This window comes from Halomonas sp. DP4Y7-1, from assembly GCF_019800705.1.
Classification (GTDB): Bacteria; Pseudomonadota; Gammaproteobacteria; order Pseudomonadales; family Halomonadaceae; genus Halomonas; species Halomonas litopenaei_A.
In genome coordinates, this window is sequence record NZ_JAHVKS010000005.1 from 168,160 (window position 1) to 189,297 (window position 21,138).

Genomic DNA, 21,138 nt, shown 5'->3' on the forward strand with positions numbered 1-21,138 from the left:
CTGCTGCCAGAGCTCAACCGCTGGAACATGATCCTGCGGCTGGCGCTCCCCATCATGGCGGGCATGCTTAGCCAGAGCCTGATGAATCTGGTGGACGCCGCTCTGATAGGGCGGCTGGGCGAGACGGAACTGGCCGCCGCAGGGGTGGGAGGGTATGCCATGTTCATGGTCACGGCCTGCCTGTTTGGGCTGTCCTCCGGAGTCCAGGCCCAGGTTGCCAGGCGTCACGGAGAGGCGGATGTCAGCGCGGGATCTCGCGATCCTCGTGCAGAACCCCTGGTATCTGGACTGGCGCTGGCCGCCCTGCTTGGTCTGCCTCTCATGCTGCTGTGTCTATGGCAGGCCCCAACCCTCATCGGTTGGCTGAATGATGATGGCGCCGTCTCTGCTCTCGCCGTGAGCTACTTTCGCTGGCGGGTGATAGCGTTGCTGCCGGTGGCCATGATCTTCTGCTATCGAGGCTACTGGAACGGTATCCAGCAGACCGGGCTGTACCTGCGCATCATGCTGATCATGCAGGCGGTCAACCTGGTGGCAAGCGTCGGACTCATCTTTGGCTATTGGGGACTGCCGGCCATGGGCGTGAGTGGCGCTGGCCTGGGCAGCAGCCTGTCGCTGTTCGTCGGTCTCGGCATCTGGGCCTGGCTCAGCCGCCGCGCGGGAACGCCCCGTCGCCCCTGCCCCAGGACACTGGCAACGACGCTTCGCCTCGCCACCCCACACTCCTTTCAGCAGCTCTGGTTTGCGGCCGGCTACGCCGTGCTGTTCTGGATTCTTGGCCAGATCGATACCGCCAGCGTCGCGGTCGGCCATGTTCTGGTCAACCTGTCGCTACTGTTGATTCTGCCGGGTGTTGGCCTGGGCATGGCGGCGATGAGTCTAGTGGGGGAAGCGCTGGGCAATGCCTCGCCGGAAAAGGCCCATCGCTGGGGCTGGGACACGGTCAGGGTGGCCTGGCTACTGCTCGCCCTTCTGGCCCTCCCCATGTTGACGATTCCCCACGCCGTCCTGGGCCTGTTCCTGCACGAGCCCGACCTGATCACGCTCGGGGTTGCCCCGTTGCGGTTGACCGCCATGATGATCGTGATTGACGCCGTCGCCCTGGTGTTCACCCAGGCATTGCTGGGTGCCGGGGCCAATCGCACGGTCATGCAGCTGACCCTGGCGTGCCAATGGCTAGTGTTCTTGCCGCTGGCCTGGTGGTTCGGCGTCCATGAAGGTGCTGGCCTATTGGCGGTATGGTGGTGCCAGCTCGGCTATCGCGCCCTCAATTCACTATGCTTTGCCATCATTTGGCAACGTCGCCGATGGCAACAACTGGCGGTATGAGGGTATGCTGACAAGCCTCTTATTACTATTTTCACCCAAACTATAAATATTTATTCTTTTATCGCATAATGGCGTGCAGGTAGAGTAACCCGCAACGTCCCGTCATTCCCTGGCTGCAGGAAAGCGCAGAATGTATCGCTACGACAATCATGACCAGACCCTGGTCGACGAACGCGTCGCACAGTTCCGTGACCAGATGCGTCGCTATCTCGAAGGCAAGATCAGCGAGGAAGAATTCCTCCCGATTCGGGTGCAGAACGGTCTGTACGTGCAGCGTTACGCGCCCATGCTGCGCATCGCGATTCCCTACGGCATGCTGGCCTCTTACCAGCTCCGCAAGCTCGGTGAGCTGGCTGCTCGCTATGATCGTGGCTATGGGCATTTCACGACGCGTACCAACCTTCAGCTCAACTGGCCGAAGCTGGAAGACGTGCCTGACATGCTGGCGGAGCTCGCCAGTGTGCAGATGCACGCCATCCAGACCAGCGGCAACGATATCCGCAACACCACCACCGACCAGTTCTCCGGCATCGCCGGGGACGAAGAAGTGGATCCACGGCCTTGGTGCGAGCTGATTCGTCAGTGGTCGACCTTCCACCCGGAGTTCTACTACCTGCCGCGCAAGTTCAAGATCGCGGTGACCGGCGCTGCCCAGGACCGTGCTGCCATTCAGGTGCACGACATCGGCCTCAAGCTGTGGCGCAACGACGCCGGGGACGTGCGCATCAAGGTCCTCGTCGGTGGCGGCCTGGGGCGTACCCCGATGATTGGCGAGACGCTCTGCGAAGACCTGCCCTGGCAGCATCTGTTGACGTACCTGGAAGCGGTACTGCGGGTGTACAACCAGTTCGGTCGCCGGGACAACAAGTTCAAGGCGCGCATCAAGATTCTGACCAAGGCCCTGGGCGTCGACGAAATGCGCCGTCGGGTCGAGGAAGAATGGGCGCACCTGAAGGACGGCGTGCAGACCCTCAATCAGCAGGCAGTGGACGACATGGCCGCTCATTTTGTCGATCCGCCCCGCCGTGACGTGGACGCAACGGCCATCGAGGCCTTCGAAGCGTTGCGCCGGGACAACCGCGCCTTTGCCCGCTTCGTGACCAACAATGTGACCGACCACAAGGTGCCTGGGTACAAGGCCGTCACGCTGTCTCTCAAACGCAGCGGACAGTCGCCTGGTGACGTCACCTCAGAGCAGATGGCACAGATCGCCGATCTGGCTGACGACTACAGCTTCGGCGAACTGCGGGTGACCCACGAGCAGAACCTGGTGCTGTCCGACGTGGCCGTGGACCAGATTGAGGAGCTGTGGCACAAGCTGGAAGCGCTTGGCTTGGCCAACCCCACCGTGGGCACCCTGGCCGATCTGATCTGCTGCCCTGGCGGTGACTACTGCGCCCTGGCCAACGCCAAGTCAATTCCGGTGGCTCAAGCCATCCAGGAACGCTTCGAAAGCCTCGACTTCCTGTATGACCTCGGCCCGCTGGACCTCAATATCTCCGGCTGCATGAACGCCTGCGGTCACCATCACGTTGGCCATATCGGCATTCTTGGTGTCGACAAGAAAGGCGAGGAGTACTACCAGATCTCGCTTGGTGGCAGCCAGGGCAACGAAGCGTCATTGGGCAAGATCCTTGGCCCCTCGTTCTTCCGTGAAGACGTGCCGGACGTCATCGACAAGGTGCTCAAGGTGTATGTTGGCGAGCGTCAGCCCGACGAAGCCTTTATCGACACCTATCGCCGTATCGGCCTGAAACCCTTCAAGGAGTTTGTCTATGCAGCCTGAAGCTACCCTCCAGGACACGCCCCAGCGTCCGCTCATCAAGGAGCGTCGACTGGCTGAAGACTCCTGGGTTCGCCTGGAAGACGAAGCCTCTGCCGACCAGCCCAACAGCATCGTGCGCCTGGACATCTGGCTCGCCGCTGAGCGTCGCGACGACCTGGCCCCCTGGTTGCCCAGCGACACGGTGCTGGATGACGATACCGTGGCCGAGCTGCGCAAGGCGCCACTGATCGCCATCGACTTTCCCAAGTTCACCGATGGTCGCGGCTACACCCTCGCGCGCGTGCTGCGGGAACGGTACGGTATCAGCGGGGAAATTCGCGCTGTAGGCGATGTGCTCATCGACCAGCTGTCCTATATGGCTCGCTGTGGCTTCGATGCCTTCTCCCTGCGCGAAGATCAGATCGTCGAGGATGCGCTGAATGCCTTGACCATCTTTTCCCGCCACTACCAGGTGTCTATCGACAACCCGGAACCGATGTTCCTTCGCCGCCAGCGTGAAGCGCGTGAGCGCCAGCGTGACACCGCCGTCGCCTGATACGTCAAACGACGCAGCAGCATTGAACCGCTGATGTGCCAGCACTGACCTGCTGTCACCTAGGGTTCAAGACAACAGCGCCGCCCGATGGGGCGGCGCTGTTGTTTGTTGAAGCTTATTGACGTAGAAGTTGCTTGTTACCGTCAGGATTGGCAGCAAGTCCCCGCCGAGAGGTACCGGACACTAGGGGCTAAGGACTGAGGACTGAGGACTGAGAACTGAGGACTAAGGACTAAGGACTAAGCACCAGAACTAGCCCCGACGTTTTTGCTGGCGTTCCCTGTTGGCCGATCGCGCACGCTCGCTCTTGCGTAGCATCACCCAGGTAGCGCCCAATCCCCCATCCCCCTCTTGCGCAGAAACAAAGGCGTGAACCTCCTCCAGCGTAGGTAGCCACTTGGCGAGACAGGATCGCAGCACATTGGCCGCGCCATCGATCTCTCGGCTGCGCCCGTGAACGATGAGCACGGAGCGAAGATCAGCAGCGTAAGCATCGCGAATAAACTGCGGCAGGCTGGCACGGCACTCGTACAACGGTCTGCGCAACAGGTGCAGGCTGGCCTGTACCGGGTAGCCCCCCTGGCGCAAGCGCTCCATCACGCCAATCTGAATGCCATCTCGCCGAAACTCAAGCGGATCATAGGGAGGCACCAGGTCAACGAAGTCGTCACTCAAACCGTCCGCGCCATCGTTGCCACTCAGGGCATGGCGCCGCCTGGCGATCTGTGACTCGGTGGGTGCTGCTGGCCGATGACCTGCATCGGCACGATTCTGGCTGCGGCGCAGTGGCTGGACATCCCCCATCATGGTCTTGAAGTCGATATCGTCATGGCCATGGTCAGTTCCGCTGGCATGGAAGGAATCGGTCATGGGGCACCTCCTCGTCATCGGGTCTTTATCCTAGCAAGCCGAAGACGATCATCGATAGACTGTCGTGCAAACGCCCTGCCATCGTCGGCGCCAGGCGTCTTCTTCCCGTGCAGAACGTTGTGCACGGCTTCCTGGCCACGCTACAGTGCCAACGCTCATCCCTTTGCGGTCACTGCTTATGTCGTTGCTGTCACGCTGGATCCCTCGTCTGTGCCTTGCTCTGGTCATGGCCGGCATCCTCGGCCTTGGCTGGCTGTGGTACACCTACAAGAGCCCACTTGGCTACACGCCACCAGCGCAAGCGACAACCGTCAGTTCGGCTCGTTCAGAGCTCGACTTGGCGGATGAACATCGGGTCTTTGTTTACGGCACCCTACGCTGGCCGTGGGTACGCTGGCTGATTACCGGTGACGACCTAGAGACAAGTCCTGCACTATTGCGTGGGTTTGAGCGGGTTGGCCTGGACCTTGAGCCCGCGCCACAGGCCTACGTGCCTGGTCAGCTGTTACAGGTCGACGGCGACGAATTACGCGCCCTCGATCGCTACGAGCGGCTGGGCCAGCGCTACGAGCGGGTCAGGGTGGCGCTGGCCAATGGTACGCCGGCCTGGGTCTACCTGCGTCTGGATCCTCACTGACGCGCAAGTTCGTCGAGACGATGCGCTCACCCATCTCGCCGCCCAGGTCCTTCGGTGCGGGATACGCACAGCGTTGTGGGGCCCGGTGCCGGGGCATTACAATGTGAGCCCTTTCTCCTGCCGTCGGAGCTGTCATGGCCACTCTCGTCCTGCTGCATAACCCGCGCTGTTCCAAGTCGCGTGAAGCCCTTGCCCTGCTCGAGGAGGCCGGGATAGAGGCGCAGGTCCGGCGTTATCTGGACGATCCCCTGAACGGCCAGGAGCTGCGCGAGCTGATCGCGCGTCTGGATGGCTCGCCTAGGGACCTGGTCCGCACCAACGAGACCGAGTGGAAAACGCTGGGCGCCGATCGTGACGACCCGGAACAGGTTATTGCGGCGATTCAGGCTCATCCGCGTATCCTCCAACGGCCGATTCTCGATGACGGACAGCGTGCCGTGATCGGACGACCACCCGAAGACATCAAACGCCTGTTCTAGCACTCCGCGGCCATTGATCTCCGCCTTTTTCATGGGGTGAACGCCCTGCCCTCAACGCCGTTTACTGGTCAACTCAATAGGAAACCGCATGTCGGATTTGCCCTACGTACTGGTCCTCTACTATTCACGCCAGGGCGCCACACGCGCTCTGGCAGAGCGGATTGCCGCCGGCGTGGAGTCGGTCGCGGGAGTGGATGCAAGGATCCGCACGGTTCCTCCGGTGTCGCCCACCTGTGAGGCGGTAGATCCGGAGATTCCCGAGGAAGGTGCTATCTACGCCGAACTCGATGATCTGCGCCATGCCAGCGGCCTTGCTATCGGCAGTCCTACGCGGTTTGGCAACATGGCTGCGCCGCTCAAGCACTTTCTCGACAGCACCAGCGAGTTATGGCTGTCCGGTGCACTGATCGACAAGCCGGCCACCGCCTTCACCTCCACCTCCAGCCTCCACGGTGGGCAAGAAACCACGCTGATGACCATGCTCGTGCCGCTGCTGCACCATGGCATGGTTTACGCAGGCCTGCCCTACAGTGAGACGGCTCTCACCCGCACTCAAGGCGGCGGCACTCCCTACGGTGTCAGCCATCTCGCTGGGGTCCGCAGCGATCGTCCGCTGGATGAACACGAGCGCGAACTCGCCTTTGCCCAAGGCGAACGAATCGCCAGGTTGACGCTGGCGCTCTCGGCTGCTCGCAAGGCGGCATCATGAGGGCCTGGCTCGAGGAACTGGAACGGCGCAAGGGCCTGGATCAGCTCACCACGAGAGCACGCCAGGTAGTGCTGGTCGGGTTTATCGCACTGCTGGCCATGATGATCTATCGAGGGTTCTCGGTAGAGGCCGACGGCAATCGATTCGGGCCGATGATCGCCTTCGTCCTGCCGTTGATCCTCTTTCTGCCTTCCATCCTTACGCGGCGACCGCGTGGACACGCCTGGCTTGCCTTTGTCAGCCTGCTGTACTTTGCTCAAGGAGTCATGGTCGCAAGCCTGCCAGGGCTGGGTGGTCGCGGCATCCTGGAGGCTGTGGTGGCGCTGGTATTGTTTGCCGGCTGTACCGCCTACGCCCGCTTTCGTTCGCGCCAGCTACGCCAAGCCTGAACCAGTTGGCGTCTCCCCATGCGTCCTGGTTGGCCGTTGACGTGGTGCAACCCGACGGCCTGGGTGTGCGTTGCCTAAACGATGACTTGGCAAGGCGACAGCGACTTACGTGGATGCGATGATTCTGGTAGCGGCCAGCCGAACACAACTCACGCTCACTGCTTAATTGGATACCACTGGAGACACTCATGACCCGTGATATTGCGGACATCCGACGCGACTATGAAGGCGGTATTCTCGACGAAGGCAGCGTACCGAACGACCCCTTCACCTTGTTCGACGAGTGGTTTGCCCTCGCGCTGGATAGCGAACCCCAGGACGCCAATGCCATGACACTATCTACTGTAGATAGTCAGGGACTGCCCCATGCGCGGATTGTGCTGCTCAAGGGCATCGATGCCAACGGCATGGTGTTCTACACCAATTACCACAGCCATAAGGGCAGCGAGCTGGCCAATGTTCCCCATGCCGCACTGACCTTCTGGTGGCCCTCTCTGGCACGTCAGGTGCGGGTGGAAGGACACGTCGAGCGCGTGGCGGAAGAAGAATCAGACGTCTACTTCTCCAGTCGGCCCCGGGGCAGCCAGCTGGGTGCCTGGATCGCGACACAAAGCGTGGTGATTCCTGACCGCGGCTGGATCGAACAGCGCCAGCAACGCTTCGAAAAAGCCTACGAAGGTCAGGACATTCCTCGACCCGTACATTGGGGCGGCTATCGCGTCGTACCGGAGATGATCGAATTCTGGCAAGGGCAACCCAGTCGCCTGCATGATCGCGTGCGCTATCACCGCCGCGATGATAGCTGGGAGGTGGCTCGCCTGGCTCCGTAGAAAGAAAGCAGGCTGCTCTAGGAAGCATCTGTCGAAGAGAGTCTGTCGACAAGAACCTGTAGAGCAACCCTTCTTGAGAACTCAGGCCCACCGGCGCATGGAAGGATGCTGCGCCGGTGGCGGCGTGATCATTCCACCGGCCGTTCCAGGCGGTGCCGCTGCCAGTCACTGGTGGGCTCGTTGAGTCGCAGAACGGCATCCACCACCTGCTCCTCCATGTTGAAGCGCTGACGGAACCCCAGATGTTTCATCAGTGCCCGCATGGGATGATTGTCGATCATGATCTTGCCGAACATTTCCAGGGTACCGACACCCTTGCAGTAGCGGATCATCTTCTCCATCAGCCGACTGCCAATACCCAGCCCCTGAAGATCATCACGAATGATGATAGAAAATTCGGTGCGAATGTTGTCGGGGTCATTCCACACGCGCACCACCCCCAACATTTCCTTGCTGCCATCCTCGCACAGACGCTCTGCGATAAAGGCCATCTGGCGGTCGTAGTTGATATGGGCCAGGCGTGACAGGTCGCCTTGGCTCAGGTCGGTCTTGTTATGGAAGTAGCGAAAGCGAATACTCTCTTCCGACAGCTGACGGTGGAACTCGGTGATCAGCGGCGCGTCCTCGGCACGGATGGGGCGAAACTCCACTTCCCATCCATTGCGTAGTGTAACCGATTCTCGCAACTCCTCCGGATAGGGCATGATGGCAAATCTCGCGGGCTGCCCCAGGTCCATGGCGAAATCCACCGCCACCATGCCATCACGGTTGAGCAGCAAAGGGTTGATCTCTAGCCCCCGCAACCTGGGCAGGTCGGTTGCCATCTGCGACAGCGTCACCAGCACCTGGCAAAGACGCTGCGTGTCACGTTCGGGATCGCTTGAGTGCTCACGAATCAGCCGGTAGGCATGGGTGCGGCCTACCATGTCGGCCGCCAAGGTCATGTTGAGCGGCGGCAGCGATACCTGTCGGTCGGCCAGGATATTCACCTTGTAACCGCCGATGCCAAAGACGATGAGCGGGCCGAACACCGGATCGCGAGTGATCCCGGCACACAGCTGCATGGAATGCTTGCCCCGCTGCATGGGCTGGAGACAGAACTCGCGCACCTGAAAACCTGGGAACTTCTCGGACACTTTCTCGCTGAGGCGATCCATGGCAGCTGCGACATCCACAGGTGTGGCGATGTCCTGAATCAAGCCAGCCGACAGTTTGTGAGGATGCTGGCGGTAGCGGAATGGCCGACTGTTGCCATCGTGTACCACCTTCAGGGCAAAGGGCCCCTCCATGGCTCGGGACAATTGCGCCGCGTTATCGGTGCTGTCGGGATAGAGGCTCTTGGCCACCGGCAGGCCATAGGCCTTGAGCACCTCGGCCGTCTCACTATGGGCAAGACTTTCCCTGCCCTCGGCCAGCACCCGATCGATCAGCTGATGACAGCGCTGGCGCACCTCTGCCGCAGTAGAAATGGGAAGACTTGGCGGCGTCTGCTGCAATAGCGATTGGACTCTCTGATAGTCCACCATGTGCATGAATGCCTTGACCGCCTTCTCAGGAGACAGGTAAGTGGGGATACCGGCTTCATGACAGAGATGACGGGCGTCGACAGCCTGTTCGAAGCCCATCCAACTGGTCAGCAGATTGCGCGGGAAACGCCGCCTTCCACCAATCAGCGCTTCGGCGGTGGCCCGGGAGGGCGCCAGGCGCGTGGGGGCATGAACCACCAGCACCGCATCGACGTTGGGATCCGCTGCCACCGCCTCCAACGCTGCCACAAACCGCTCTGGGGTGGCATTGCCTCCCAGGTCCACCGGATTTTCACCTGGCTTGCTGATATCCAGGTCCTGTTCGCGCAGCGCGCTTTGGGTATCATCCTCGAACTCGGCCAGGCGACCGCCGGAGCTGATCAGCTTGTCGATGGCGAGCATGGCCGGGCCTAACCCATTGGAAACGATCGCCAGCCGATCCCCTTTGAGTGGGCGCATCCGCGACAGGGTTTCCAGCGCATCATAAAGCTCATCGGAATCGTTGACCCTGACCACCCCGGCCCGGGCAAAGGCCGCATCGAAGACCTGATCGCGATGGGTGATACCCGGTGTCGGTGGCAGTCCACTCATGTCACTTTGCGCCGTGCGACCACTCTTGATGGCCAGGACCAGGCGACTGCGCGACGCATCTCGCACGGCAGTCATGAAGTGCTGGGCATCATGCACTCGCTCCAGGTGCAGCAATATCGCCTGGGTCGGCGAATTCTGATTGATGTAGTCAATCAGGTCAGGAAGCATCACATCGATGCTTTCACCCAGCGTCAGCAAGTGTGAAAAGCCAATACCTCGCCCCGCCGCCCAGTCGATCATGGCGTTGGCCAGCATGCCGGACTGCCCGAGATAGGCGACCTTGCCCCTGGGAACCGTGTGGCTCGAATAGGAGGCATTGAGGTGCCTTCCGGGCACGATCAGCCCCATGCATTCGGGTCCCAGCACGCGAATACCGGAGGCCCTGGCGGCATCGAGCATGCGCTGGCGAAGCGAGGACTTGCCGCTATGCTCATCATCCAGTTGGCTGCCTCCGGACAGCACCAGCGCAGCCCGAACGCCACTTTCGCCAAGGCGGGAAAGCAGCTTCGGCAAGCTATTGACCGGAGTGCACAGAATGGCCAGATCGACGATCTCGGGTAACTGCGATGTCCGCGCGACACAGGTGACCCCATGCACGCTGGCGTAGCCCTTGGCATTGACCGCCCAGAGTTTACCGGTGTATCCCCCATCGAGAAGGTTGCGAATGACCTGGCCTCCCGTGGAGTGCGTCTTCTCGGAGGCGCCCACGACGGCTATCGACGCGGGATCGAAAAAACGGCGCAAAAACTGGGTGCTCACGGCAAGACCTCCTGGGCGAATCGTACCCCGATGGGTGGCACCTGGCGTGCCACCCAAGCCAATAGTGGTGGAGTGTGGCGCGGTGCCCTCCGCGCGTCCACCCTTGGGTGTCACGTCAAGGGTGTCGCCATAGTGGGCGCGTTCGACCATTGGTGACTGTCTTCCCAGGCCGTCTCACCCTTAAGGTGGCGCCATGACCTCCGGAGCCTCGCATGATTACAGCCTACTTGACCCATCCGCAGTGCCAGCGCCACGACATGGGACCAGAGCACCCGGAGAGCCCGCTGCGACTGGATGCCATCAGAGCTCAGCTGATGCGTGCAGGTGTGCTGCAGCATGCCATGCAGGCCGATGCTCGCGAGGTCACCCGGGAACAGCTTGAGCGCGTGCATGGCAATGCCTACCTGACGCGCCTCGACGCCGCTCTGCCTGACGCCGGCCACGCCCACCTGGACGCCGACACCTTGATGAACCCCGATAGCCTGCAGGCAGCAAGCTTTGCGGCTGGGGCGGTCGTCAAGGGCGTGGACCAGGTCCTCAAGGGCAAGGCTGACAACGTGTTCTGCGCGGTGCGTCCGCCAGGACACCACGCCGAAGCCGATGAAGCCATGGGTTTCTGCTTCTACAACAACGTCGCCGTCGGTGCGGCCCACGCCCGAGCGGCCCATGGCGTGCAGCGCATCGCCATCCTCGATTTCGACGTGCACCAGTGCAATGGCACTATCGATATCTTCAAGAATGATCCCGATACCCTGATCTGCACCAGCTTCCAGTCACCCTTCTATCCCTGGCGGTATCTCGACACTCCCTACCCCAATGTGGTGCACACGCCACTGCCTGCCGGCACACAGAGTCTTGAGTTTCGAGCTGCCATAGAGCGTGACTGGTGGCCTGCGCTGGACCGTTTCAAGCCCGAACTGGTGATCATCTCGGCGGGCTTTGACGCCCATCGCGACGATCCCATGGCCGAGCTATGCCTGGACGATCAGGATTACCACTGGATTACCCAGGGCATACTCGCCATAGCGCGCCAACATTGTGAAGGGCGCGTCGTCTCAGTGCTTGAAGGAGGCTACGACCTGACCGCTCTCGGCAGATGCGCTGAAGCCCATATGCGCGCCCTGCTGGGACTGGCCTACTCACCTTCCGCCGCCACCTGACGGCGCGCCTCCCTCCCTCTCACGGGGCCATGACTTACGGGCTATGACTTACAGGCTGTGGCTTAAGAGCGGCGTCTTACGGGTAAAACAGGCAGAAGCGAAACAGGGAGGGGCTGTGTTAGCCTAAAGGAAATCAGATTTCCTATCGTGAACACCGCCATGGCGCAACATACCGATCAGGAGGCAGCGCTCGAGATTGCCTCCGGCCGCAAGGCCTTCGTTGAACCCCTCCGTCTTGGTGAGCGGCTCAAGGAAATACGCCTTGCCAACCAATGGACGTTGGAAGATGTCAGCCAGCGCACGGGGCTGGCCCGCTCGACGCTTTCCAAGATCGAAAATGATCAGATATCCCCGACCTTCACCGCCGTCCAGAAACTGATCGGTGGGCTTGGCATCGACTTGCCACAACTGCTGTCACCCCCACGCCAGCAGTCGCGCACCATGGGCCGACGCGATATGACCCGTCGCGGCGATGGTCAGCGCCACCCGACGCCGACCTACGAGCACGAGCTGCTCAGCTGCGAACTGGCTCAAAAGCGAATGATCCCGTTCAAGACGATCGTGCGGGCGCGTCGGTTCGACGAGTTTTCCGAGTGGGTACGTCATGACGGCGAAGAGTTCTTGATGGTGCTGGACGGAGAAGTCCTGCTCTACTCGGAGTTCTATGAGCCGCTGGCGTTGGCCGAGGGGGACAGCATCTACTTTGACAGCGACATGGGCCATGCACTGGTCTCTACCAGCAAGGAAGACGCCACGATCCTGTCCGTCTGTACGCGACGGGAAGCGGTAAGCGGTTAAATTCTGTCGGCGCCAAGGCGCTAGTTGCTGGTCCGTGTGGTGACTTGAGCATCGTGGCATGCGTGAAAAGAGCCAAGGTCTCGTCAAGGAGCGCTTCTTACTCACTACCGCCTACATCGACCTACTGCCGGCGCTGAAGATCCCCCGGCCGGGGATCAGGCTTGGCATCATGGATAAACCGATCTCGCCCATGGATGATCTGCAGTCTGCGCCCCTTGGCGCGGGCAATCAGCAGCACCCCAAACCTCTCGGCAAGCTCGACACCTTTCTGGGTAACGCCTGAGCGGGATACCAGTATCGAAATGCCCATCTGCGCCACTTTGAGCACCATCTCGGAGGTCAGTCGCCCGGTGGTGTAGAAGATGTCGGGTACCTGCCCATCCCCCGGCGTTAACCACTCACGCCCGGCCAGAGTATCCACGGCGTTGTGGCGCCCCACATCCTCGACGAAGTCCAGCACCTCCTGCTGGCGGCACACCGCACAGCCATGTACCGCGCCCGCACTGCGGTAGGTGTCGTTATAGGCCCCTAGTGCCTCCAGCAAGGCGTAGATCACCGATTGACGTACCGGCTCACGCGACAGTGCTGCCATCGAGGTCTGATCCAGCAGGCGGCCGAACACCGTGCCCTGGCCACAGCCAGTGGTTACGGTGCGCTGGCCAAGGCGCTGCTCGAGATCGTCAGGCTCCTCTCGCGTCACCACGGCCGCAGCCTCTACCTCCCAGTCCACCATGACAGCGTCCAGGTCCTCACGCCGCTGTATCAAGCCCTGATTGCGTAGATACCCCACCACCAAGGCCTCAGGGTCGGCACCAAGGGACATCAAGGTGACGATCTCCCGTCGATTGAGGTACACCGTCAAGGCCCGCTCTGCGGCGATCGCCTGGCGACGGGGATGGCCAAATTCATCGACAACCTCGATCTCGAGCGTCGCTGGCAACTGCGCGTAGCTTCTCTGGACCTTATGCTGGACCTGATGCTGGCTGCTGGGCTTGCTGAATGACATGCAGACTCCTGGAGGTCGGTGGCAGCCATCGTAAGGGCGTGAATCAAATGCCTGTTAACGGCATAATGCATGTTGGGTATCATTGAATGAGCGTTCGCTGATACTGTCGTTCCCCAGAGGCAAGGATGCCGCACGGAGACAATACACCATGACTGAGATGTCCAACAGGCGACAACTCAGCCTTGACCTTGGTCACCACGACCGTATGGTCAAAGGCTTTCGCCAGCGCAACTGGGAAATCACCGGCCTTGAACCCGGAAACAGCGGTCCCTGGGTGCTGACGCTGGTGCTGAGCATGACCGAGCGTGCCGCCTACCGCTTCAACCTCGAGTCCCAGACCCCACGCCTGTTCGTTCGCGCTGGCCACAGCGACCTGCCTCCCAAGCCCGACGCGGTCACCGCGAGCCAGGATGTCGCTGCCAACTGGATGGACGGTGAACACCGAGTGCTCGCCACACCCATGCCCTTGGCCCTGCAAGCCTGGGTCGAGGCCTATCTGGCCGCCCATGGCGAAGCGCCGGCAGAGGGGCGCAAGAAGAAGCGCAAGGGCGCAGGCCGTGCCCGGGAGAACACTGCATGAGCCGCCTGTCGCGCTGGTCTCAGCGCAAGCTGGATGATCACGAAGCGCCTGACCACTTAGCGTCCGCGGATGAAACGCAGCGAACCATTGGGGCCGGCAACGAGCCGGAAGATGTCCCCAGTGATCGTATGTACGCTCCCGGGCACGCCGCTGTGCCAAGCCCAGCGCAAAGCCCGACGCAAGCGCAACCGACGAAAGCTGCAGAGGGCGACGCCAGCGAGTCTGCTGCTGGCGCTGACGCCACCGCCCTGCCCGATCCAGAGACGTTGGTTCCAGGCAGTGATATACGCGCCTATCTTGAGCCTGGCATCCACAAAGCCTTGAAGCAGCGTGCCCTGCGGCAGCTTTTCAGTGCCGAGCGCTACGGCATTCGCGACGGTCTGGACGACTACGACGATGACTTCCGACAGCGCCTGACACCGCTGGCCAAGGAAACCGCCCAGCGCTTGCGCCGCTGGTGGGATAACGTCGACGACGCGACTGACGATCGGACTCTCGATGCCGATGCCGATGCAGATGCAGATGCCGACAGCGTTGGTCAAGACAGAGCTAGTCAGAACAGAACTGATCAAGACAGAGCTGATCAAGAGGCGGGCGACCAGCAGGCTTTTGACCACGGCATCGCCGAGAAAGACGCCGCTGGGCATGCGCAGGACCAAGCTACCACCGAGGATGGTGGCCCCCCTTCTCGCCCACGCACAGGCCGGGAGGCGTCTACCTCAGCATGCAGTAAGTCTCACTGCCAGACGCTCAGCGAAGACACCGCGAGGGGCGACGACCAGGACCTCTCGGGAGATACACCTCAACCCTGACCTTATCAACGTTTGGCCCACGTCTTCGACCAAGGGCGGTTGGCGAATTTGAGATTGACCGCTCACACTGAGTCCTAGACACATAAGAAAAAAATGATAACGACCAATACGTTCTCGACCGTGGAACAGCATGAACCAAAGAATTGCGACGATACCGGTAGACCAGGAGGTCAACCGGAAAGCCCGTGAGCGCGCACTTGCCGCCAGCTCATGGCCAGTCAACCTGGCAGCCTCCTCCGTCGGCTATCAGAGTCATGGCCATGCGCTGGCCATCGGTGACAGCCAGGCCCTGATCGCCCTGCTGGATCGCCAGGGAGACTCATCATCCCTGGCCAGCCTGACGCTGGTCGTCACCGACGCCGGATATCAAGCGCTCACGACCCATGCTGATCTGCGTGCCCATGCCGATCTGCGTGTCTTCGTGCAACCACTGCTGGGCAAACACCCTGCGGACCTGCACCTCGAGGGCTACCTGGGCAACTTCAGGTTGTGGCTGCCGACACCCGATGGGCCTATCAACCTGGCCAAGGCGCTGCTGGAACGTGACGGCCATGACCTGGTCATCGACCTATGCGCAGAGCCCAGCCTGCCTCGTGAGCTTCCTCCTCCCGGCTACTTTCACGCCCCTGTTGCGGGGGAGCAGCGCGACACCCTCATTGATGGTCTGGCTGACTGGGTAGGCGACTTCGAGAAGCCTCGCTACTTCCAGATTCATAACGATCGCTGCGCCCACTCCACGCGTGGCTTTGAAGGCTGTACTCGCTGCCTGGAGGTTTGCCCAGCCGACGCTATACACAGTGTTCCTGGAAGGATTGGCGCGCACATCGAGATTGACCCTCAGCTGTGCCAGGGCGTAGGTAGCTGTTCCAGCGCATGCCCCACCGGTGCCATCGAGTTTCGCCAGCCTCACAGCCTACGTCAGCAGGACACCTTGCTGGCGTGGCTCGATGGGTATCACACCGCTGGCGGCACGTCGCCGGTCGTGCGCTTCGTCCAAGCCGACTACACCGATCATCAACAACCCGACGCGCCTCACGTGATCGACGTGGCCCTGGAAGATCTTGGCGCCGCCGGTGCTGACCACTGGCTATCGCTGATCGCCGCGGGAGCGTGTGAAGTCCGCATTGTCGACTACCCCTCCATGCCGCCGCGCCTCGCCGCTCATCTGGAGGATCAGCTGGCTCAGGCTCGCGGACTGCTCGCGGCACTTGGACATTCTGAACAGCGACTCCAGCGTTTTGCCGCCAACGACCCGCTCAGCAGCGATGCTTTGCCCCGCCATGCGGGATTGCCCACCCGCCTGAGCCACCTTGACGACTGCGCCGACAGTGACGGCGCTGATGAGCAGGGCAAGCGCCGACGCCTCAACCGAGTGCTGGAGCATCTGGCGCTTCATGGCGAGCAGGATGGTCAGCGACACAGCATGCCAGGCGGCAGCCCTTTCGGGGGCATCGACGTCAATAGCGATGCCTGCACCCTGTGCATGGGCTGTGTCGCCAGCTGTCCCACGGATGCGCTGGGCGCGGGCGGGGACACACCTAGGCTCGACTTTCGTGAGGCCGACTGTGTGCAGTGCGGTCTATGCGCAAAGAGCTGTCCTGAGTCTGCCATCACGCTGCAGCCCGGATTCTTCGCCAGCCCAGCGCGAGCGGACTGGCGCGTGTGCCACGAAGACAGCCCCTTTCACTGCATCTCCTGCGGCACCGCGTTCGCCAATCGCGGCACCATCGAGGCCATTCAGCAAAAGCTCGCCCAGCATCCGTACTTCAGCGGTGATCAGGCACGCCGACTGGAGATGTGTCAGGACTGCCGCGTCAAGGATGTATGGCAGGAGATGGCGACCAACCCGGAGGCTCAGCTCAAGGTATGACGGCTCAACACTCGCCCACCGACATCTCGCCCGGGCAGGACGATGAGGCCCGGGCCCTCAGAGCGGACATCTACGCCCTGCTCGCCGCCTTGCTGAGAACGCCACCCGACAACGCACTGCGTGAATGGCTGGCTTCTCTCGAGACGTCGACAGACGACATACGTTTCGCCCAGGCCTGGCAGCGCCTGGCGAATGCCGCCGCGGACAGTACCAGCGAAGGGCTGAAACGCGCTCACTTCGTTCACCTGGTCGGCGTCATCCAGGGCGATGTGCTGCCTTACGCCTCCTACTATCGTGAAGGCGGCTTGATGGAAGCGCCATTGGTCGCCCTGCGCCAGGAGCTGCGCACACTCAACCTGGAACGCTCTCCCGACGTGAGTGAGCCCGAGGACCACCTGGCCGCCCTGTGCGAAGTCATGGCCATGCTGGTGGCGGAAAGCCATCCCCACGAGGCCGGTTTCTTCCATCGCCACCTGGCGCCATGGGCCACTGACTGTGCACGGGATCTCGCCGCCGTGGCATCGCCCTTCTATGCCGCCATCGGCGCGCTGGCGTCACTCTTCTTCGAACGCGAACGCAGTCAGTTGCAGGCTACGCCCCACCCCTCATCCCAGACCCTCGGCATGGCAACACCAGACGTTCGTCGCCAGCCCCACGGAGCAGGAGATCAAGCATGAGTGCTACCCCCGATACACAACGACGTCGCTTCCTGAAGGTGCTTGGCGGGGGCACGATTGCCGCTGCCGGGGCAGCGGTCGTGGTCAGCCAGACGGCTCAGGCGACAGCAGAGGACAACGCCGACGCCTCATCGGCCAAGCGTGACCCAGCGTCTTCCGGCAATTACCGGGAGACAGAGCACGTGCGTGCTTTCTATGACTCTCTACGCGACTGATACCCAGGAGATCCTGCTATGCGTCTGACACGCACCTCTCACACTCCCAAGGCATCCGGGCTGGGTATCTCGCGGCGACAGTTCCTCAAGCGCAGTGGAGCCGCCACCGGCGGTGTTGCCGGCCTCGGTCTACTTGGCAGCCCGATGATGCGTCGCTCCGAAGCCGCCGAGAAAACCCCGTACAGCGACGCACCGGTAGAGACACGCCGGACGATATGTTCACACTGCTCCGTCGGCTGCGGCGTCTATGCAGAGGTTCAGGAAGGCGTCTGGACCCACCAGGAACCGGCCTTCGACCATCCAATCAATCGCGGCGCCCACTGCGCCAAGGGCGCCTCGTTGCGTCAGCATGGCCACTCGACGCGGCGCCTGAAATACCCCATGAAGCTGGTCGCCGGTGAGTGGCAGCGGCTGTCCTGGGATGAGGCCATCGACGAGATCGGCGCCAAGGTGCTGGAACTGACGGATCAGCATGGGCCAGATAGCATCTACTGGCTGGGGTCTGCAAAGTTCAGCAATGAACAAGCCTACTTGATGCGCAAGTTTGCGGCGCTGGCGGGCACCAACAACACCGATCACCAGGCCCGTATCTGCCACTCCACGACGGTGGCGGGCGTTGCCAATACCTGGGGCTACGGGGCGATGACCAACTCGCTCAATGACCTCCAGAACAGTCGTTCGATCCTCTTCATCGGCTCCAATCCCAGTGAAGCGCATCCCGTGGCCATGCAGCACGTGCTGCTCGCCAAGGAGCGCAGCCAGGCCGAAATCATTGTGGTGGATCCTCGCTTCACCCGCACCGCAGCGAAGGCCGATCACTACGTGCGGATTCGTCCCGGCTCTGACGTCGCCTTTATCTGGGGACTGCTGTGGCATATCTTCGAAAACGGCTGGGAAGACCGTCAGTACATTGAGCAGCGCGTCTATGCCATGGACGAGGTGCGCAATGAAGTGGCCAACTTCCCGCCCAGCGAGGTAGAGCGAATCACCGGCGTGCCCGAAAATGTCATGCGGGATACCGCAAGGACATTGGCTGACAACCGCCCGGGTTGCATCGTCTGGTGCATGGGAGGCACCCAGCACACCACCGGCAACAACAATACTCGCGCCTACTGCATTCTCGAGCTCGCCCTGGGCAATATCGGCAAGTCAGGTGGTGGTGCAAACATTTTCCGTGGCCATGACAATGTTCAGGGCGCTACCGACTTGGGACTGATGTCCCACTCGCTGCCCGGCTACTACGGTCTCGCCGAGGGCGCGTGGCAACACTGGGCCCAGATCTGGGGGCTGGACTACGAGTGGCTCAAGAGCCGTTTCGACCAGACCGAGTACGCCGACGGCTACCCGATGAATTCCAGCGGTATCACGGTGTCTCGCTGGATTGACGGCGTGCTTGAGGACGATGCTGATATTTCGCAGCGCACCAGCCTCAAGGCGATGTTCTACTGGGGACATGCCGTCAACTCCCAGACGCGTGGCACCGAGATGCAGAAGGCCATGCAGAAGCTGGAGATGATGGTCATCGTGGACCCTTATCCCACTGTGGCTGGCGTCATGCATGACCGCACCGACGGTGTCTATCTGCTGCCGGCCGCCACCCAGTTCGAAAGCTACGGTAGCGTGACGGCCACCAACCGCTCTGTGCAGTGGCGTGACCGTGTGGTGGAACCCGCGTTCGAAGCCAAGCCCGACCACGCCATCATGTATCTGCTTAGCCAACGTCTTGGCTTTGCCGACGAGCTGTTCAAGAACATCCAGGTCAATGGCGATGAGCCACTGATCGAGGACATCACCCGAGAATTCAACCGCGGGATGTGGACCGTCGGCTATACCGGCCAAAGCCCTGAGCGGCTGAAGGCCCACCAGCAGAACTGGCACACCTTCAGTTTCCGTGACTTGCGTGCCGAAGGTGGGCCGGCTGACGGCGATTACTACGGCCTGCCCTGGCCGTGCTGGGGCACGCCAGAACTTGGCCATCCAGGCACTCCGATTCTGTATGACACCAGCAAGCCGGTATCCCAGGGGGGGCTGACCTTCCGTGCTCGCTTCGGTATCGAGCATGAAGGCACCCCTATTCTGGCGGACAACTCCTTCAGCGCCGAGTCTGATCTCGAGGATGGCTATCCTGAATTCAGTGCCGACATGCTCAAGGACCTGGGCTGGTGGGACGAGCTGACCCCGGAGGAAAAACAGGCTGCAGAGGGCAGGAACTGGAAGACGGATCTGTCCGGCGGCATCCAGCGTGTCGCTATCGCCCACGAGTGCGCCCCCTTCGGCAATGCCAAGGCGCGCTGCAATGTGTGGACCTTCCCCGACCCGATTCCCAAGCATCGTGAACCGCTCTATACCTCGCGACGCGACCTGGTCAAGGACTATCCCACCTGGGAGGACGTGGCCTCCCACTATCGCCTGCCGACGCTCTACCAGAGCATTCAGGAAAACGACGCCAGTCAGAAGTACCCCATCATCATGACGTCTGGACGTCTGGTCGAATACGAAGGTGGCGGCGAGGAAACCCGCTCGATGTCGTGGCTGGCCGAGTTGCAACAGGAGATGTTCGTCGAGATCAACCCTGCCCTGGCCAATGACCTGGGCATCCAGGACGGCAACATGGTCTGGGTCGAAGGTGCAGAAGGTGGACGCATCAAGGTCAAGGCCATGGTCACGCCGCGGGTGGCCAGGGAAGTGGTCTTCATGCCGTTCCACTTCGGTGGCGTGTTCCAGGGAGAAAGTCTTGCTGACCGCTACCCGGAAGGCACGGTCCCCTACGTGATCGGCGAGGCGGTGAATACGGCAACGACATACGGCTATGACTCGGTGACCCAGATGCAGGAAACCAAGTGCACGCTGTGTCGTATCGAGCTCGCGAGCTGAACCGTCGAATCGAACAAGAGATCGGGACCGGTGAACACCCCGTCCCGACCTCCGGGAAACCAGGAGTTGCAAGATGGCCCAAATGAAATTCATGTGTGACGCAGAGCGCTGCATCGAGTGCAACGGCTGCGTTACCGCCTGCAAGAATGCCAACGAGGTCGAGTGGGGAATCCAGCGCCGGCGCGTGGTCACCCTGAATGATGGTGAACCCTCCGAAGTCTCCATCTCGGTGGCCTGCATGCACTGCGATGACGCCCCCTGCATGGCCGTCTGCCCCACCGACTGCTTCTACAAGACGGATGACGGCATCGTCCTGCACGACAAGGACCTGTGCATCGGCTGCGGCTATTGCCTTTACGCCTGTCCTTTCGGCGCCCCCCAGTTCCCTCAGCAGGATGCCTTCGGCGAACGCGGCAAGATGGACAAATGCACGTTCTGTGCTGGTGGTCCCGCGGACAGCCCGGAAGAAGAGTACGAGAAGTACGGCGCCAACCGTATTGCGGAAGGCAAGCTGCCGCTGTGCGCTGAAATGTGCTCCACCAAGGCTCTGCTGGCCGGTGATGCCCAGACCGTGGCGGATATCTTCCGCGAGCGGGTCGTCCGTCGCGGCCACAAGGACGGCGCCTGGTCCGCTATCGGCAACGGGTCGCCCTCGGCGATCGACGCAATGGCCTACGATGCGACTCAAGACCAGTGAGGAGGCCCC

The 21,138-nt window shown here is 61.6% G+C and carries 20 protein-coding genes; 17 read left to right on the top strand and 3 right to left on the bottom strand.

Annotated features, from left to right (window positions below):
* The 3 genes from KUV72_RS11560 (at nucleotide 1) to KUV72_RS11570 (ending at nucleotide 3,650) form a co-directional block, all read left to right on the top strand.
* Nucleotides 1–1,329 carry an MATE family efflux transporter gene (locus KUV72_RS11560; protein ID WP_409995890.1) on the top strand — a complete coding sequence of 443 codons (1,329 nt, stop codon included), beginning with the start codon at nucleotides 1–3 and terminating at the stop codon, nucleotides 1,327–1,329.
* 130 nt (nucleotides 1,330–1,459) lie between these two features.
* The gene (locus KUV72_RS11565) at nucleotides 1,460–3,115 is read left to right on the top strand and encodes a nitrite/sulfite reductase (protein ID WP_222238486.1); all 1,656 of its coding nucleotides are present in this window, start codon (nucleotides 1,460–1,462) and stop codon (nucleotides 3,113–3,115) included.
* Entirely contained in the window at nucleotides 3,105–3,650 is a 546-nt protein-coding gene (locus KUV72_RS11570; protein ID WP_222238488.1) for a DUF934 domain-containing protein, read from the top strand. The genes KUV72_RS11565 and KUV72_RS11570 overlap by 11 nt, the downstream gene beginning before the upstream one ends.
* A gap of 252 nt (nucleotides 3,651–3,902) precedes the next feature.
* On the opposite strand, the gene smrA is transcribed toward KUV72_RS11570, so the two are convergent.
* Nucleotides 3,903–4,520, bottom strand: a complete 618-nt coding sequence (gene smrA, locus KUV72_RS11575; RefSeq protein ID WP_206938818.1) for a DNA endonuclease SmrA — start codon at nucleotides 4,518–4,520, stop codon at nucleotides 3,903–3,905.
* A 178-nt stretch (nucleotides 4,521–4,698) separates the two neighbouring features.
* Between smrA and KUV72_RS11580 the strand changes: the two genes are divergently transcribed.
* The 5 genes from KUV72_RS11580 (at nucleotide 4,699) to pdxH (ending at nucleotide 7,564) form a co-directional block, all read left to right on the top strand.
* Nucleotides 4,699–5,157, top strand: a complete 459-nt coding sequence (locus tag KUV72_RS11580) for a gamma-glutamylcyclotransferase family protein (protein ID WP_206938820.1) — start codon at nucleotides 4,699–4,701, stop codon at nucleotides 5,155–5,157.
* 134 nt (nucleotides 5,158–5,291) lie between these two features.
* Complete coding sequence (gene arsC, locus KUV72_RS11585) at nucleotides 5,292–5,636, top strand: arsenate reductase (glutaredoxin) (RefSeq protein ID WP_206938822.1); 345 nt, start codon at nucleotides 5,292–5,294, stop codon at nucleotides 5,634–5,636.
* A gap of 88 nt (nucleotides 5,637–5,724) precedes the next feature.
* Nucleotides 5,725–6,345 (top strand): NAD(P)H:quinone oxidoreductase, encoded by a 621-nt coding sequence (gene wrbA, locus KUV72_RS11590; RefSeq protein ID WP_206938824.1) that lies wholly within the window; start codon nucleotides 5,725–5,727, stop codon nucleotides 6,343–6,345.
* Nucleotides 6,342–6,734, top strand: coding sequence for a DUF2069 domain-containing protein (locus KUV72_RS11595; RefSeq protein ID WP_206938826.1), 393 nt, complete (start codon nucleotides 6,342–6,344; stop codon nucleotides 6,732–6,734). The genes wrbA and KUV72_RS11595 overlap by 4 nt, the downstream gene beginning before the upstream one ends.
* Nucleotides 6,735–6,922: 188 nt before the next feature.
* Nucleotides 6,923–7,564, top strand: coding sequence for a pyridoxamine 5'-phosphate oxidase (pdxH, locus tag KUV72_RS11600; protein WP_222238490.1), 642 nt, complete (start codon nucleotides 6,923–6,925; stop codon nucleotides 7,562–7,564).
* Between the two features lie 128 nt (nucleotides 7,565–7,692).
* Here pdxH and KUV72_RS11605 read toward each other — a convergent pair whose 3' ends face one another.
* Nucleotides 7,693–10,440 carry a bifunctional acetate--CoA ligase family protein/GNAT family N-acetyltransferase gene (locus tag KUV72_RS11605; protein WP_222238492.1) on the bottom strand — a complete coding sequence of 916 codons (2,748 nt, stop codon included), beginning with the start codon at nucleotides 10,438–10,440 and terminating at the stop codon, nucleotides 7,693–7,695.
* Nucleotides 10,441–10,652: 212 nt separating this feature from the next.
* On the opposite strand from KUV72_RS11605, the gene KUV72_RS11610 reads away from it, so the two are divergent.
* Entirely contained in the window at nucleotides 10,653–11,600 is a 948-nt protein-coding gene (locus KUV72_RS11610) for a histone deacetylase family protein (protein WP_222238494.1), read from the top strand.
* A gap of 159 nt (nucleotides 11,601–11,759) precedes the next feature.
* The gene (locus tag KUV72_RS11615; RefSeq protein ID WP_206938834.1) at nucleotides 11,760–12,398 is read left to right on the top strand and encodes a helix-turn-helix domain-containing protein; all 639 of its coding nucleotides are present in this window, start codon (nucleotides 11,760–11,762) and stop codon (nucleotides 12,396–12,398) included.
* Between the two features lie 121 nt (nucleotides 12,399–12,519).
* Here the strand turns inward: KUV72_RS11615 and KUV72_RS11620 are convergent, their stop codons facing one another.
* Nucleotides 12,520–13,404, bottom strand: a complete 885-nt coding sequence (locus KUV72_RS11620; protein WP_222238496.1) for a formate dehydrogenase accessory sulfurtransferase FdhD — start codon at nucleotides 13,402–13,404, stop codon at nucleotides 12,520–12,522.
* 148 nt (nucleotides 13,405–13,552) lie between these two features.
* Between KUV72_RS11620 and KUV72_RS11625 the strand changes: the two genes are divergently transcribed.
* The 7 genes from KUV72_RS11625 to fdh3B all read left to right on the top strand — a co-directional run bounded on the left by KUV72_RS11625 (nucleotide 13,553) and on the right by fdh3B (nucleotide 21,129).
* Nucleotides 13,553–13,984: a DUF3305 domain-containing protein gene (locus tag KUV72_RS11625; RefSeq protein ID WP_242520581.1), complete on the top strand. Its 432-nt coding sequence runs from the start codon at nucleotides 13,553–13,555 to the stop codon at nucleotides 13,982–13,984.
* Nucleotides 13,981–14,796, top strand: a complete 816-nt coding sequence (locus KUV72_RS20070; RefSeq protein ID WP_222238498.1) for a DUF3306 domain-containing protein — start codon at nucleotides 13,981–13,983, stop codon at nucleotides 14,794–14,796. Before KUV72_RS11625 ends, KUV72_RS20070 begins: the two co-directional genes overlap by 4 nt.
* A gap of 130 nt (nucleotides 14,797–14,926) precedes the next feature.
* A complete protein-coding gene (locus KUV72_RS11635; RefSeq protein ID WP_222238500.1) occupies nucleotides 14,927–16,666 on the top strand; it encodes a 4Fe-4S binding protein in 1,740 nt (579 codons plus the stop codon).
* The gene (locus KUV72_RS11640; protein ID WP_222238502.1) at nucleotides 16,663–17,343 is read left to right on the top strand and encodes a molecular chaperone; all 681 of its coding nucleotides are present in this window, start codon (nucleotides 16,663–16,665) and stop codon (nucleotides 17,341–17,343) included. Before KUV72_RS11635 ends, KUV72_RS11640 begins: the two co-directional genes overlap by 4 nt.
* Nucleotides 17,340–17,558, top strand: coding sequence for a twin-arginine translocation signal domain-containing protein (locus tag KUV72_RS11645; protein ID WP_206938867.1), 219 nt, complete (start codon nucleotides 17,340–17,342; stop codon nucleotides 17,556–17,558). The genes KUV72_RS11640 and KUV72_RS11645 overlap by 4 nt, the downstream gene beginning before the upstream one ends.
* 18 nt (nucleotides 17,559–17,576) lie before the next feature.
* Nucleotides 17,577–20,432, top strand: coding sequence for a formate dehydrogenase subunit alpha (locus KUV72_RS11650; RefSeq protein WP_222238504.1), 2,856 nt, complete (start codon nucleotides 17,577–17,579; stop codon nucleotides 20,430–20,432).
* A 73-nt stretch (nucleotides 20,433–20,505) separates the two neighbouring features.
* Nucleotides 20,506–21,129, top strand: coding sequence for a formate dehydrogenase FDH3 subunit beta (fdh3B, locus tag KUV72_RS11655; RefSeq protein ID WP_206938871.1), 624 nt, complete (start codon nucleotides 20,506–20,508; stop codon nucleotides 21,127–21,129).
* The last annotated feature ends 9 nt before the right edge of the window (nucleotides 21,130–21,138 follow it).